Annotated in this window: 13 protein-coding genes; 9 read left to right on the forward strand and 4 right to left on the reverse strand. The window is 67.8% G+C overall.

Annotation, left to right across the window (positions count from 1 at the left end; all coding sequences use genetic code 11):
* The first annotated feature begins 95 nt into the window (after positions 1 to 95).
* From ACUDTM_RS09340 to ACUDTM_RS09350, 3 genes are read left to right on the forward strand one after another with little or no spacing between them, the layout of a single operon-like run.
* On the forward strand, positions 96 to 1,370 hold the full coding sequence (locus ACUDTM_RS09340; RefSeq protein ID WP_072167610.1) for a pyridoxal phosphate-dependent aminotransferase: 1,275 nt from the start codon (positions 96 to 98) through the stop codon (positions 1,368 to 1,370).
* Between the two features lie 3 nt (positions 1,371 to 1,373).
* Positions 1,374 to 1,991: an SGNH/GDSL hydrolase family protein gene (locus tag ACUDTM_RS09345; RefSeq protein WP_065196456.1), complete on the forward strand. Its 618-nt coding sequence runs from the start codon at positions 1,374 to 1,376 to the stop codon at positions 1,989 to 1,991.
* A 4-nt stretch (positions 1,992 to 1,995) separates the two neighbouring features.
* Complete coding sequence (locus tag ACUDTM_RS09350; RefSeq protein WP_072167611.1) at positions 1,996 to 2,715, forward strand: class I SAM-dependent methyltransferase; 720 nt, start codon at positions 1,996 to 1,998, stop codon at positions 2,713 to 2,715.
* 125 nt (positions 2,716 to 2,840) lie between these two features.
* On the opposite strand, the gene ACUDTM_RS09355 is transcribed toward ACUDTM_RS09350, so the two are convergent.
* A complete protein-coding gene (locus ACUDTM_RS09355; protein ID WP_445391282.1) occupies positions 2,841 to 3,620 on the reverse strand; it encodes a polysaccharide deacetylase family protein in 780 nt (259 codons plus the stop codon).
* Positions 3,621 to 3,679: 59 nt separating this feature from the next.
* On the opposite strand from ACUDTM_RS09355, the gene grxD reads away from it, so the two are divergent.
* Entirely contained in the window at positions 3,680 to 4,606 is a 927-nt protein-coding gene (grxD, locus tag ACUDTM_RS09360; RefSeq protein WP_032956577.1) for a Grx4 family monothiol glutaredoxin, read from the forward strand.
* 120 nt (positions 4,607 to 4,726) lie between these two features.
* Here the strand turns inward: grxD and ACUDTM_RS09365 are convergent, their stop codons facing one another.
* From ACUDTM_RS09365 to ACUDTM_RS09375, 3 genes are all read right to left on the reverse strand, one after another.
* Complete coding sequence (locus ACUDTM_RS09365) at positions 4,727 to 5,266, reverse strand: DUF924 family protein (RefSeq protein ID WP_005419210.1); 540 nt, start codon at positions 5,264 to 5,266, stop codon at positions 4,727 to 4,729.
* A 43-nt stretch (positions 5,267 to 5,309) separates the two neighbouring features.
* The gene (locus ACUDTM_RS09370; protein ID WP_049415280.1) at positions 5,310 to 6,086 is read right to left on the reverse strand and encodes an AMP nucleosidase; all 777 of its coding nucleotides are present in this window, start codon (positions 6,084 to 6,086) and stop codon (positions 5,310 to 5,312) included.
* Between the two features lie 125 nt (positions 6,087 to 6,211).
* On the reverse strand, positions 6,212 to 9,805 hold the full coding sequence (locus ACUDTM_RS09375; protein ID WP_188240617.1) for an autotransporter domain-containing protein: 3,594 nt from the start codon (positions 9,803 to 9,805) through the stop codon (positions 6,212 to 6,214).
* A gap of 245 nt (positions 9,806 to 10,050) precedes the next feature.
* Here ACUDTM_RS09375 and ACUDTM_RS09380 point away from each other — a divergent pair, with 245 nt between their 5' ends.
* The 5 genes from ACUDTM_RS09380 to ACUDTM_RS09400 all read left to right on the forward strand — a co-directional run bounded on the left by ACUDTM_RS09380 (position 10,051) and on the right by ACUDTM_RS09400 (position 14,833).
* On the forward strand, positions 10,051 to 11,460 hold the full coding sequence (locus ACUDTM_RS09380) for an amidohydrolase (RefSeq protein ID WP_188240616.1): 1,410 nt from the start codon (positions 10,051 to 10,053) through the stop codon (positions 11,458 to 11,460).
* A complete protein-coding gene (locus ACUDTM_RS09385) occupies positions 11,460 to 12,722 on the forward strand; it encodes an amidohydrolase family protein (RefSeq protein WP_188240615.1) in 1,263 nt (420 codons plus the stop codon). Before ACUDTM_RS09380 ends, ACUDTM_RS09385 begins: the two co-directional genes overlap by 1 nt.
* A 25-nt stretch (positions 12,723 to 12,747) precedes the next feature.
* On the forward strand, positions 12,748 to 13,380 hold the full coding sequence (locus ACUDTM_RS09390) for a 2-hydroxychromene-2-carboxylate isomerase (RefSeq protein WP_111202285.1): 633 nt from the start codon (positions 12,748 to 12,750) through the stop codon (positions 13,378 to 13,380).
* A gap of 95 nt (positions 13,381 to 13,475) precedes the next feature.
* Positions 13,476 to 14,417, forward strand: a complete 942-nt coding sequence (locus tag ACUDTM_RS09395) for a DegV family protein (RefSeq protein WP_019662081.1) — start codon at positions 13,476 to 13,478, stop codon at positions 14,415 to 14,417.
* Positions 14,418 to 14,494: 77 nt separating this feature from the next.
* A complete protein-coding gene (locus ACUDTM_RS09400; RefSeq protein WP_006469105.1) occupies positions 14,495 to 14,833 on the forward strand; it encodes a hypothetical protein in 339 nt (112 codons plus the stop codon).
* Positions 14,834 to 14,877: the final 44 nt, after the last annotated feature.

Here is a 14,877-nt window from a genome sequence, read left to right on the forward strand (position 1 = left end):
CGGCCAGCCCAGCAATAGCAGGCCCGGAGCCATTGCCATGCACTGCAGCAATTCCGGTAGGATGGAATCCCCATGCCTTTTGACGGCCCAGCCTCATGTCCACCATCTCGCCCAAGCCCCTGGCCATCCGCGAGCGCCTTTCCGAAGTGCGCTACGAAATCCGCGGAGAACTGGCCCGGCGAGCGCGGGAGCTGGAGGCGCAGGGCCGCAAGCTGATCAAGCTCAACATCGGCAACCCGGGCAACTTCGGTTTCCGCGCACCCGAGCATCTGCAGCGCGCAATCGCCGACGACATGGGCCGCACCGACCCGTACACCCACCAGCAGGGCCTGCCGGTGGCGCGTGAAGCCATCGCCGATTACTACGCCCGCCGCGGCGCACCGGATGCACACCCGGACCGCGTGTTCGTCGGCAACGGTGTCAGCGAGCTGATCGACCTGTCGCTGCGCGCACTGCTCAATCCGGGCGATGAGGTGCTGGTGCCGTCGCCGGACTACCCACTGTGGTCGGCCTCCACCATCCTCAACGATGGCCGACCGGTGTACTACCGCTGCGCCGCCGAGAACGGCTTCCAGCCGGACCCGAGCGAGATCGAGACGCTGGTGTCCTCGCGCACCCGCGCCATCGTGCTGATCAACCCGAACAACCCCAGCGGCGCCAGCTACCCGCGCGAACTGCTGGAGCGCGTGGTCGAGATCGCACGCCGCCACAACCTGCTGCTGCTGGTCGATGAGATCTACGACCAGATCCTGTACGACGATGCGGTGTTCCAACCGGTCGCGCCGCTGGCCGGCGACCACCCGTGCCTGACCTTCAGCGGCCTGAGCAAGGTGCACCGTGCCTGCGGCTGGCGCGTGGGCTGGGCCCATCTCAGCGGCGACGACGCGCGCCTGGGCGACTTCCGCGCCGCGCTGGACCTGCTGGGCGCGCTGCGCCTGTGCGCCAACGTGCCGGGCCAGTACGCCATCGAGGCCGCAGTGAACGGCCCGGACACCATCTCCGAACTGTGCACCCCGGGCGGCCGCCTGTATGAAACCCGCCGCGCGGTGATCGACGCCTGCGAAGCCAGCGAGCACCTGTCGCTGGTCGCGCCAGCCGGTGCGCTGTATGCGTTCCCGGCCGTAGTCGGTGCCGCTGCCAAGAGCTTTGACGACCACACCTTCGCGCTGGACCTGATGAACAACGAAGGCGTGCTGGTGGTACCGGGTTCCAGCTTCAACGTGCCCTACCGCCACCATTTCCGCGTGACCCTGTTGCCGGAAGCCTCGGTGATGCGCGATGTGTTCGCCCGCATCGACCGCGTGCTGGCCCGGCGTGCCGAGGACGCGACCAAGGTCGTGCCGCTGAAGCCGCGCCGTTCGGTGGCCTGAGCGGTGGCGCTGTCCTACCTGGCGCTGGGCGACTCGTACACCGTCGGAGAAGCCGTTGCCGTCGAAGGCCGCTGGCCGCACCAGCTGGCCGCCGCCCTGCGTGCGCAGGATGTGGCGCTGGCCGACCCGCAGACCATCGCCACCACCGGCTGGACCACCGACGAGCTGGACGCCGGCATCGATGCGGCTGCACCCCAGGGCCCGTTCGATTTCGTCAGCCTGCTGATCGGCGTCAACAACCAGTACCGCGGCCGGCCGCTGGACGAGTACCGCGTACAGTTCCAGGCCCTGCTGCAGCGGGCGATCGGCTTTGCCGGGGGCCGCCCCGGGCGCGTGCTGGTGCTGTCCTTCCCCGACTGGGGCGCGACGCCGTTCGGTGCCGGCAGCGGCCGCGACCTGGCCACCATCGAGATCGAGACCGACGAGTTCAACGCAGCTGCCGAGGTGATCAGCACCCAGCAGGGCGTGGCCTTCGTCGACATCACCGACATCAGCCGTGACCAGGGCGGCAACCCGGCAATGATCGCCGAAGACGGCCTGCACCCGTCGGCGCGGATGTACGCATTGTGGAGCGCGCGCGCGCTGCCGGTCGCCGCACGCCTGCTCGGTGGAACGGACTGATACGATGGATGGTAAGCCACGGAACGGCCCGCCCCTGCCCTGCACACCGCTGACCGCCCCGCAGGCCCGCGCGATCGCCGAAGCGTTCCGCCCGGCACGGGCCTGGGGCAGCCGTCGCGACTACTACTACACCCGCGGCAAGCTCGGCAGCGACCCTCTGTATGACGGCGTGCTGCAGCATCTGCGCGACGACGGGCAGCCGGTGCTGGACCTGGGCTGCGGGTTGGGGCTGTTCGCCCATGTGCTGCGCCAGCGCGGCGGCACCCACCCCTACCTCGGCGTGGACGTGGATGCCAGCAAGATCACCCGTGCCCAGCGTGCCGCCACCGGCCTGCACGCTGTGCGCTTCGACTGCCTGGACGTGCAGGCGCCACTGCCGGCGCAGCCCGGACACGTCCTGTTGCTGGATGTGTTGCAGTACCTGGACGCGGGCCCACAACTGGCACTGCTGCGTGCGGCCAGCGCGCGGGTGGCCGCCGGTGGCCGCCTGCTGCTGCGCACGCCACTGGCCACCGGCGATGGTCGCGACCGCACCACGCGGGTGGCGGACCGGTTGGCCTGGCTGGTCGGCTGGATGGGCACGCGGCCGCGCCACTACCCCGACCCGCACGTGCTGCAAGCGACACTGGCCGAGGCCGGATTGCAGGTGACGGCGCCGCGTCCCCTGCATGGGCGCACGCCATTCAACAGCTGGTTGCTGGTGGCCCAACGCCCCGCGCTGTAGAGCTGCGCTGCGACGTTTTTCCGGTGCTGCGCACCGCCGCCCGAGCATCGGCTCGGGCGCTACAGTAGCGCCCCCCTTGTAGAGCCGAGCCCATGCCCGGCTGCTCTACATCACCAAGGCCGGCGTTACGGGACCGGCAGCCGCGCTTTCAGCCCGCGCTCGTCCAGTGCCTTCAGCACGCCCTCAATGATCGCCAGGTTGTGGCCGTGGGCGGCCCCCTCATGCAGCAGCACGATGGCCCCCGGTCGCAGATCCGGCAGCAGGCGGTCGAGCACCCCCTGCGCCGTGCAACCGATGCCGTCGAAGCCGCGCGCGCTCCAGCCGACCCGGACCAGGCCCAGCCGCTGCAGCACCGGCGCCACAAACGGATTGGTCATGCCCACCACCGAGCGGTACCAGCGCACCGGGCGACCGCTTACCGCCTGCAGCGCGTGCTGGCAGCCCTCGATCTCGGCGCGCATCGCCGCCGGGCCCAGCCGCCAGAAGCGCGCCTGCGGATGGCTGTGGCTGTGGTTGCCCAGGTCGTGGCCGCGGCGCAGGATCTCCTGCACCAGTTCCGGCTGCGCCAGCGCGCGCTCGCCCACCAGGAAAAAGGTGGCATGGGCCTGGTGGCGGTCCAGCAGGTCGAGCACGGCACGGGTTTCCGGGCCAGGACCGTCATCAATGGTCAACCAGACGCTGTTGCCGGCATCCGGCAACCGGCTCAGCACCGGCGCATACAAGCGACTGTTGGGCAGGAACACCGGCACCAAAAACAGTGCGTGGCTGGCCACCATCAGCGGCACCCCCCAGTGCCAGCCCGCCAGGGCCCAGACCAGGATCACCAGCAGCTGCGACGCCACCAGCCAGGGCAGCCAGCGCCAGGGCCGGGTCGGAATGCGATGCAATGTTCCTGCGTTGCTCATCCCCCATGATGCCATGAGGGGTAGAATCGATGGTTCGAATTCCCGGAACCCCGACGTCCATGTCCCTCGATCCCGCCCTGCGTTCGCGCATCGAATCCATCCTCAACGCCAACCGCGTCGTGCTGTTCATGAAGGGCCAGCCGTCGATGCCGCAGTGCGGTTTCTCGGCCAAGGCCGTGGGCGCCCTGCAGGACCTGGGTGTCGAGTTCGCCCACGTCAACGTGCTGGCCGACCAGGAAATCCGTGAAGGCATCAAGGCCTATGGCGACTGGCCGACCATCCCGCAGCTGTACATCGACGGCGAACTGGTCGGCGGCAGCGACATCGTGCTGCAGATGGCCGCCAGCGGCGAGCTGAGCAGCGTGCTGGGCCTGGCTGCGCCGGACCGTACCCCGCCGAGCATCACCGTCACCCCGGCCGCCGTGGAAATGCTCAAGGGCGCGCTGGCCGATGCCCCGGGCGCGGCCCTGCAGCTGTCCATCGACGCCGGTTTCCAGCCGAACTTCCAGCTGGCCCCGCACGACGAAGGCGCCATCGCTGCCGAGTCCAATGGCCTGCGCGTGCAGTTCGACCTGGCCAGTGCCCGTCGCGCCAACGGCATCACCATCGACTGGGTGGACGACATCCGCGGCAAGGGCCTGGCCATCGACAACCCGAATGCGCCCAAGCCGGTGCAGGAAATCAGCGTGCGCGATGCCGACGACCTGGTGCGTGCCGGCAACATCACCCTGGTCGACGTGCGCCCCGCCGACGAACGTGAGATCGCCGCCGTCGGCGTGCCGTTCAAGACCTTCGACGGCAACGGCCGTGCCGCGCTTGAAGCCCTGCCGAAGGACACTGCACTGGCCTTCATGTGCCACCACGGTGGCCGCAGCGCGCAGGCCGCCGAGCAGTTCCGCGCCCTGGGTTTCACCAAGGTGTTCAACGTGACCGGCGGCATCAACGCCTGGTCGGAAGACGTCGACAACGGCGTGCCGAAGTACTGATTGACGGCGCGGGGTCAGCGCCCTTTCCTGCGGAAAGCGGATCTGGCCCCGAAAAAAGAGGACGGAGGGGATTAAGTCGTTTATGCCACAAACGACTTAATCCCCTCCGTCCCCCTTTTTTCAGCCGGCGAAACCGCCTTCGGCCAGGTAGTCCAGTTCCTCCGGCGAGGGAATGCGCCCCAGCACGGCGTTGCGGTGCGGGAAACGGCCGAAGCGGCGGATGATGTCGCGGTGCAGCTCGGCGTACTGCAGGTATTCCTTGTCGCCCAGCACATCGAACATCGCCACCGAACGGTCCTGGTCCAACGGGTCCTCGGAGTGCTCGAACGGCAGGTAGATGAAGGCGCGCAGCTTCGGCACCAGCTGCAGGTCCAGGCCTTCCTCGATGGCGCGCATGGCGTAGTGCCGGGCCAGGCCATCGGTGGCATAGGAATGGGCAGTACCGCGGAAGCAGTTGCGCGGGAACTGGTCCAGCAGCAGCATCAGCGCCAGTGCGCCCTCGGCACTGCCCAGCCAGTGTTCACGCCCACGCGAAGCGGCGGCGAAATGCTCATCCAGGAACAACTGGCGGAACTGCGCGTCGAACGCATCGTCGCGGGCGAACCACTTCGCAGGGCCCGCTTCTTTCCAGAAATCCACCACTTGCGCGGCAACGTCCATCACCTACTCCCCAGGGCCGGCGCGCCGCGCCAGGCCATCATCATCATTCATCGAAGCGCAGGTGGCGGACCGACTTGCCGTTGCGCCGGATAAGCTTAAGCGCCTCGATACCGATCTGGATATGGTTTTCCACGAACTGGGAGCTGACCTTGGCATCGGAAGCCTCGGTCTTGACCCCGTCGGGGATCATCGGCTGGTCCGAGACCAGCAGCAGCGCGCCACTGGGAATGTGGTTGGCGAAACCGGCCGCGAACACGGTGGCGGTTTCCATGTCGATGGCCATGCAGCGCATCGCCCGCAGCCGCTCCTTGAAGGCCTCGTCGTGCTCCCAGACCCGGCGGTTGGTGGTGTAGACGGTGCCGGTCCAGTAGTCGTGGCCGAGGTCGCGGATCATGGTCGAGACTGCACGCTGCAGCGCAAACGCCGGCAAGGCTGGCACTTCCGGCGGCAGGTAGTCGCCCGACGTACCTTCGCCGCGGATCGCCGCGATCGGCAGCACCAGGTCACCCAGCTGGTTCTTGCGCTTGAGGCCACCGCACTTGCCCAGGAACAGTACCGCCTTGGGCATCACTGCCGACAGCAGGTCCATGATGATCGCGGCATTGGGGCTGCCCATGCCGAAGTTGATCATGGTGATGCCGTCGATGGTGGCACTGGCCATCGGCCGGTCCAGGCCGATGATGGGCGCACCGGTCAGCTCGGAAAAGGTGTGCAGGTAGCCGCCGAAGTTGGTCAGCAGGATGTGCTGGCCGAACTGGTCCAGCGGCACGCCGGTGTAGCGCGGCAGCCAGTTGTCGACGATTTCCTGCTTGCTCTTCATGGGCGGTCCGGTACGGCGTGGGGGCCGCCATTGTAGGCGTGCACGGGCCAACCCACACCTGGGCCGGCAACGAAGAAGGGCGGCCCTGCGGCCGCCCTCCTGGTTTCCCTGCGGTCACCGGCGGCTTAGAAGCGCACCGACCAGCGCAGGTTGGCACTGTGGTCACGGCTTTCGTCGCCATACTGGCCGCTATAGCCCAGCTCCAGCTGCTGGCGTGCGGTCAACCATGCCGACAGCCCCAGTTCGGCCACCACCGTCCTGTCAGCCATCGGGGCACCGCTGACCACGAAGCTGTCGCTGCCGGTGGCAAAGGCGAAGCGGGCCGCCGGGTCGCGATCCCCGCTGGCATGGCGGTACCCGACGCCACCGCGCAGGTGCAGCCAGCTGTCCTGCTGGAACGAAGCCTTCAGGCCCTTGTCAAAACGCAGGCCGGCCGTGGCCACGGTGGTACGCAGATCGTCCACCTCACCCTGCAGTGCAGCCGCACCGCCGCGCTCGTTGACGCGCTTCATGTCCACTTCCACACGTGCGAGCTGCAGGTAAGGTTCCAGCCCCGCCTCGCGGCCGCCGAAGCGATAGCTTGCCTCGACGAACGCCTGGCGGGTGCGGCCGTCATAGCGTGCCGCCAGCGTATCGCTGTAACCGGAGAAGGCCAGCTCACGGGTGCTCTTCACCTCATGCTCGCTCCAGGCCAGGCCACCCCGCAGGCCGAAGGCGCCCCAGTCGTGACTGGCATAGGCCCCCAGGTGCGTATTGTCGACCTTGGCACGCGCACGGCGTCCTTCCTGCTGCTTGGCATCGGTACGGCCGGTACCGGCCAGCATGCCCACCTGCCAGCCGTTGATCTCGCGGTCCACGCCTGCCAGCAGGCCGCTGCTGTTGGCTTCGGTGCGTGCGGTGTTGCCATTGCCGTCCAGCGTGGTGCTGCCACCGATGGCCTGTACCCAGACCCCCGCGGCGGCGTCGCCGTCTGCTCCCGGCGCGCGTACACCGACGCGGCGCGACAGTGCGGCATCACGCACGTAGCGGCTGCCCTCGACCAGGGCCATCGCGGTGGCCGCATGCAGCTCGCCGCTGAGGCCGTCCAGTGCAGCGCCTACCTGTTGAGGGAACAGCAGGGTCAGTGGGCGCGGCAGGCCCTGGTTGACCGCCAGCCGGTCGGCCACAGTGGCCACCGCGCGCTGGTTGTCGGTACTGGCGGCACTGGCGAGCGGATTGCCACGGGTGACTTCAATGCGCGCGCCACCGGTGCCATAGGACAGCCCGAATTTCAGGAACGGCGAGAACGCACTGAAGTCGGTGGTGGCGAACTGGCCACGGATTCCGCCGTCGGCACGGATGAAGTTGAACTGCTCACCCAGGTAATAGGTGCCCGCTTCCGGCAGGGCGATCAGGGTGCCGCCCAGGGTGGCGGTACCGGTGACGCGCAACTGGTCACTGTGCCCGCCCGGGGCCAGCTCGGCCTGGTACACACCGGTGGCGGTCTGCACGTAGTCGCCGTTGATGGTCAGCGTGCCGATCGAGTTGCCCGGTGCAACGATACCGGCCACGGTGGTATCGCCCAGCTGGCCGATGCCCTTCAGTGTGCCGTTGCGGCCAACGAGGGTGTGACCACCGGTCTGCGTGCCGTTGAACGACAGCACGCCACCGTTGACGGTCAGGTCGGAGCCTGCGAGTAACCCGCCTGCATTCACACGGCTGTTGCCCAGGCTGGTCAACGCGCTGTTTTCCAGCCTTCCGTTCAATTCGAACGTCCCCTGCGCGGCCACCGAGGTCTGGGCGCCGCGCTGCACGCCGTCGAAGATGACCACGCCACCGTTGACGTTCAGGTCGGAGCCATCCAGCACACCGCGTGCGTTGATGTGGCTGGAGCCCCCCTGGCTGTTCAGCGCAGTGTTCTTCAATGTGCCATTGAGCAGGAAGCTGCCGCCGGCCACGTCCACCGCTCCGGTGAGCGTATTGACACCATCCAGTTCAAGCACGCCCTCGCGCACCAGCGCACCGTTGAAGCTGTTGTCGCCGCTCAAGCGCAGCCAGCCGATGCCGCTCTTGGTCAGCTTGCCGGGGCCGCCGATGTCGTTGGTCCAGTTGTCCCAGGCATCGCCTTCCCACACTTTCAGGCCACCGGCACGCTGGTTCATCACCACGTCGGTGTCGACGCGCAGCGAACCGTAACCCTCGATGGCCTTGGCCAGGTTCAACAGGCCCCAACCGTAGATGTCGTCGATGCCGGGCGCGCCCAGATCGGTGGTCGTGGTCAGCAGCACATCGCGCACCTGAGCGCTGTCCAGATAGGGGAAGCGTTCAAACAGCAGGCCCAGCGCGCCGGTGACGTGGGGCGCGGCCATGGAGGTTCCACTCAGCAGCGCATAGCCATAGGTAGGCACGCGCTGCTGGATGTCCAGGCTGACGTTGCCGTTGGCGTCGATGCCGACGCTGCCGGCCAGGCTGGAATCATCACCATAGGCGGTCGATACGATGTCCGAACCCGGTGCGGCAAGGCACCAGTTGGCACTCAGGCCGCACTTGTTGGAACGATTGCTCAGGGTCAGATTGGTACCGACGTTGACCACGCTCAACCAGTACGGCTCGATGTCGGCGAATGCGCGCGGCAGCGTGGCGTAGAGGCCGGCGATGGGGCTCTGCGCAGGCGCCGGAATGACCGAACTGGTATTGCCGGCCGCCCACACCTGGATCATCCCGCGCGCACGCGATCCGTCGGCAAAGGTGTTCAGGTACTGGCGGTCGTCCGGGTCGTTGTAGATCGCGTCCATGTCCGTCGCTGTCGTCGGTTCCGTGACCAGGCCCCAGCTATGGTTGATGGCACGCACGCCCTGCGCGTTCATCTGGGCATACAGGTCCTGGAAGGCGCTGACTTTCGGGCCGATCGCGCCCAGTGTCACGACCGAGTAGCCAGTCGCCGTGCGCTGCCACTCGCGGATGCTGTCGGAGAACAGCCGGCCAACGGTCAGGTCCGAACCGAAGGACACACCGTGCATGCCGCTTCCGTCCCGGTTCGCCGCGATGGTGCCAGCAACGTGCGTGCCATGGATCTCGAACTGCATCCCCGGCTGCACATAGGGGCCCGACTCGATGATCCTGCGGATGTTGTCGGGCACGTTGGCGTTGTACCCGACATAGCTGATCTGGACGTCATCGCCATCACTGGCGAAGCAGGCCGCCGGCCCACGCACTGCGGTGGTGTTGGTGCAGCGCGTGCCGTCAGCCATCAGATCGGCGATGCGGATGCTGCGGTTGTCCTTGCCGGCGAATTCCGGATGGTCCAGACCCGTGCCACTGTCGAATACGCCCAGGCGGATGCCCGCACCGGTCAGCCCGCGCGCATAGGCCACGTCGGCATTGATCGCAGCCAGGCCCCAGTCGAGTTCGAATTCACTGGTACGCCAGCTCGCTGCGTCGCCGGGCTTGCCCATGACCGGCTTCGCGGAAGCACCGGCGCTGGGAGCCAGCGCCGCCACCGGAATCGCTACCGAGGGAGCGATCATCGCGGGAGCGGAGGCGCTCACCCCGCTTTGCGCGGCGAACGCCGACTGCAGGCTGCGCTGCAGCTGGTAACGGGCCAGGGCGTCGTCACTGTCCTGGGCCAGGACCGGTAGTGCGGTGGCCACCAGCAAGGAACCGACAATGGCCGACGCCAGCGGCGAGGGCAGGAAGGAACGGCGCGAAACGGTCGAACGGCGGAGCTTTGCAGCAGTCATCGGTTGCGTCCTTGATTCCATGAAAGGTACGGGCCCGGCTCCGTCGTTGGAGCAGGTGCGTAAGCTGGTGATACAGGTCAGCGCAAGACGTAATCAGCCCATCGCTTCATCCAACGTTAATATTTCCTTCACAAATCCTCCATCAGAAAATTCCTACCCCCCACGCCCCTGTCCAAGGTCACTTGGCAAGCCACACCGGCCCCGGCTAGCGTCGGTGGATTCATGTTTCTGGCGAGGGGAACTGCATGGCATCGACGTTGTTGCGCACCGGGGTGGCACTGGCGCTGGTTTCATTGAGCACGGCACCGGCGGTGGGCGCCTCGCGCTTCGTCGCCGATCCCTACCCCAGCACCTACCAGGCACACCCCGATGCACCGGTGCTGATCCAGAACGCCACCGTGCTGACCGGCACCGGCCAGCGCCTGGACAACGCCGACGTGCTGCTGCGCGAGGGCCGCATCGTTGCCGTCGGCCGCCAGCTGCAGGCCGATGCCGGTGTCACCCGCATCGATGCGCAGGGCAAGTGGGTCACACCCGGCCTGATCGACGTGCACTCGCACCTGGGCGTGTACCCCAGCCCGGGCGTCGGCGCGCACAGCGACGGCAACGAGATGACCGCGCCGGTCACCGCCAACGTCTGGGCCGAACACTCGGTGTGGCCGCAGGACCCGGGTTTCGCCACCGCACTGGCCGGCGGCGTGACCAGCATGCAGGTGCTGCCGGGCTCGGCCAACCTGGTCGGTGGTCGTGGTGTGACCCTGAAGAACGTCCCCGCCATCACCTACCAGGCGATGAAGTTTCCCGGCGCACCGTGGGGGCTGAAGATGGCCTGTGGCGAGAACCCGAAGCGGGTCTACGGCGGAGGCAAGGGCGTCGCCCCAGCCACGCGGATGGGCAACGTTGCCGGTTACCGCGCCGCCTTCATCGATGCCGCCGACTACATCGCCAAGAACAAACCGAGGCCGGCCAAGCGCAAGGGCTGGTTCGGCAGCGATAAGGGCGACAGCGCCGGTGATGCCGGCGGCAAGCGCGATCTCAAGCTGGACACGCTGGCCGGCGCGATCGAAGGCGACATCCGCGTGCACATCCACTGCTATCGCGCCGACGAGATGGCCACCATGCTCGACCTGGCCAAGGAATTCGGCTTCAAGGTGGCCGCCTTCCACCACGGCGTGGAGGCCTACAAGCTGGCCGACCGGCTGGCCGCCGACGGCGTCTGCGGCGCGCTGTGGGCCGACTGGTGGGGCTTCAAGATGGAAGCCTTCGACGGTATTCCGGAGAACATCGCATTGGTCGATCGGCCGAAGAACAGCTGCGCCATCGTCCATTCCGACTCCCCCGAAGGCATCCAGCGCCTGAACCAGGAAGCGGCCAAGGTGATTGCCGCCGCGCGCCGCGCACGCATGCCGGAGATCCCCCCCGAACACGCCATCACCTGGATGACCGCCAACGCCGCCAGGGCGCTGGGGATTGAAGGCCAGACCGGCACCCTGGAGGCCGGCAAGATGGCCGACGTGGTGGTGTGGAACGGCAACCCCTTCAGCTCGTACGCGCTGGCCGAGCAGGTCTTCATCGACGGCCGCCGCCTGTACGACCGCAGCGCACCTGCGGCCACGCCACGTTCCGACTTCCAGCTTGGCCAGGAGGTGCACTGATGCGCGCGTTGAACAAGCGTCGCCGGGCATGGCTCGGCGCTACGGTCATGGTGCTGGCCTGCCTCTCCGCATCCGCGCAGGCGCAGGACCTGCTGGTGCGCAACGCGACCGTGCATACGGCCAGCACGCGCGGCAGCCTGCAGCACGCCGATGTGCTGGTGCAGGGCGGGATCATCCGCGCAGTCGGCAGCGGGCTGTCCGCCCCGGCCGGCGCCAGCGTGGTCGAGGCCGATGGCCGCCCGCTGACACCGGCGCTGTTCGGGGGCATCACCGAGATCGGCATCGAAGAGGTCTCCGGTGAAGCGAGCACGGTCGACAGCACGTTGAAGATCGGCGAACAACCGTTGCGCCCCGAGTTCGATGTCACCCTGGCGTACAACCCGGCCTCGGTGCTGATCCCGGTGGCACGCCTGGACGGCATCGGCTTCACCGCCCTGGGGGCGGCCACCGGTGGCGGCTTCGTTGCAGGCCAGGGTGGCGTGATGCGGCTGGACGGCAGCGCCGATCCCCTCGGGCCGCGCGCGCTGTTCCTGCGCCTGGGGTCGGCCGTAGTGGAGCTGACCGGGCAGTCGCGTGCAGCGCAATGGATGCTGCTGCAGCAGATGGTGGACGAGGCGCGTGGCCAGGTTGCCGCGGACTCACCGCACGCGCTGCTGACGCCGGCCGGGCGCCGCACGCTCAGCCGCTACCTGGCCGGGCACGGCCGCATCGTGGTGGAGGTGGACCGCGCGGCGGACATTCGCCAGCTGCTGCGCTGGGCCGCCCGCGAAAAGGTGAAGATCGCCATCGCCGGTGGCAGCGAAGCCTGGCAGCTCGCGCCGGAGCTGGCCGCCGCACAGGTACCGGTTTTCGTCGATGTGTTGTCCAACCTGCCGGCCAGCTTCGACCAGATCGGCGCCACGCTGGAAAATGCGGCACGCCTGCAACGTTCCGGCGTGGCGGTCTCGTTCGTGCAGCGTGGCGACGCCTCGCACAACGCCCGCAAGATGCGCCAGCTGGCCGGCAATGCCGTGGCCAACGGTTTGCCCTGGGCCGACGGCCTGGCCGGCCTGACCCGGGTGCCGGCGCAGGCGTTCGGCGTGGCCGACCAGATCGGCAGCATCGAGCCGGGCAAGCGTGCCGACCTGGTGCTGTGGGAGGGCGACCCGCTGGACGTGGCGCACTATGCCGAACAGGTCTGGCTGGGCGGCCGGGCGATGCCGATGCGCTCGCGCCAGACCGAACTGCGCGACCGCTACCTGCAGCGCAACGCGCAGCCCTGACCTCCAGTTATTCAAGGAAACCTGCATGGCCACCCTGCGCTGGTACTTCGACTTCGTCTCGCCCTATTCCTACCTGCACTGGCAGAAGCTGAAGCAGCTACCCCAGTTCGCACAGATCCAGACCGTGCCGATCGCCTTCGGTGCCGTGCTGCATCACCTGGGCAACCTCGGGCCGGCCGAGATTCCGGCCAAGCGCCGCTTCATGTACCGCCAGCTGCTGTGGACTGCGCAGGCCGAAGGAACACGGCTGCGGTTCCCGCCGGGCCACCCGTTCAACCCGTTGTCTGCCCTGCGGCTGTGCCTGGCCGCCGGTGGCAGCGTGCAGGCGGTGGACGTGCTGTTCGACTGGATCTGGCGCGACGGCAATGCCGCCGATAGCGCCGAGGCCCTGCGCGAACCGGCTGCGCGGCTGGGGATCGAGGATGTCGCCAGCGCCATCGCGGCCCCCGCGGTCAAGGAGCAGCTGCGGAGGAACACCGAGGCCGCCATTGCTGCCGGCGTGTTCGGCGTACCAACCCTGGCCATCGATGACGAACTGTTCTGGGGCAACGACGCCCATCCGTTGATGGCCGCCGTGCTGGCCGATCCCGCCCTGCTGCAGCAGCCCGAATGGCAGCGCCTGGCCGAACTTCCGGTGGCCGTGCAGCGCAGTCGCTGAACAGGGCCTGGCGCGTTTCCCTCGCGCGCCACGCCGGAATTTGAGATAGATTTCACGTTTCCGAACCTACAACCGCCCTGGAGGGGGAGCCGCGGATGCGCATCGGAATCGTCGTCGACTCGGCCTGCGACCTGCCGCAGGACTTCATTGCCGAGCACAACATCGTGCTGCTGCCGATCACCGTCCGCATCGGCGAAGCCGTGCTGGCTGATCATCGCGATGAGCAGGCCACGCTGAGTTTCCTGCATGCACACGTGGCCGAGCACGGTGCCGAGGCGGAGACCATCCCCTTCAGTGTCAACCAGATCCGCGACCTGTTCCTGCAGCAGCTGGTGATCGATTACGACCACGTGTTCTGCATGACCATCACCAAGACCCGCAGCCCGATCCACGACAATGCGCTGCAGGCCAGCTTCGCCATCCTCAACGACTACAAGCCGGTGCGGCAGGCGGCGGGCTACAACTCGCCGTTCGCGCTGCGCGTGCTCGATACCCAGAACCTGTTCGCCGCGCAGGCGGTGACTGCGGTGGAGGCGGTTCGCCTGCGTGACAGTGGCGCCAGCGTGCAGCAGATCCGCGAGCGGCTGGAAGAACTGGCCGGCAACGTGCACGGCTACATGGTCACCCGTGATCTGTACTACATGCGTGCGCGCGCCCGGCACAAGGGCGACCGCAGCGTCGGCCTGCTCAGTGCGGCGCTGGGCAGCGCACTGGACATCAAGCCGGTGCTGCACGGCTACCGCGGCGAAACCGGGCCGGTCGCCAAGATCAAGGGCTTCGACAGCGCCGTGCAGAAGCTGTTCGCGGTGGTCGGCCAGCGCGTACGTGCGGGGCTGATGACGCCGACGGTGTGCGTCAGCTACGGCGGAGAACTGGACGAGCTGCGTGCCCTGCCCGGCTACGCACAGCTGAAAGAGGTCTGCGCCGGCCATGGCGTGACCGTGTACGAATCGGTGATGAGCCTGACCGGCATGGTCAATGTCGGCAAGGGCGCGGTCACGGTGGGTTTCGCCGATGGGCCACATCGGTTTGAATGAAGGCCGACCGTGGCTGGAATCTGCACATCGATTCCACCGCGGTTGTGCCAGTCTTGCCGCACTTCAAGGAGAACTTCATGCCCGCGCAGTACCACATCAGCCTGCCCGACCCGTCCAAAGCCCGCGGCAACGACCCTGACCTGTCCTTCCATTCGCAGGGCGCCGCCGGGTTCGCCGAAGAGCTGCAGGACGCCCTGCGCAGCGGCACGCTGTTCGAGCGCTGGAAAGCCAAGCAACCCGACCCGGATGCGGTGGAACCGCAGTGGGGCGTGACCGATCCGGACGCCACCGTGACTGGCGAGCAGAAGGACCTGCGCATCAACCTGGTCGCCACCACCCGTATCGACAGTGACGTGTTCAAGCAGCGCCTGCGCCTGCTGGCCGGCCACCACTGGGAACTGCGCGACGTGCGTTGAGGCCACGCCGTGGTAGGGCCGGCCGCTGGCCGGCAACCGAGGAG

The sequence above is a fragment of the Stenotrophomonas maltophilia group sp. vghtpe118 genome, assembly GCF_052605195.1.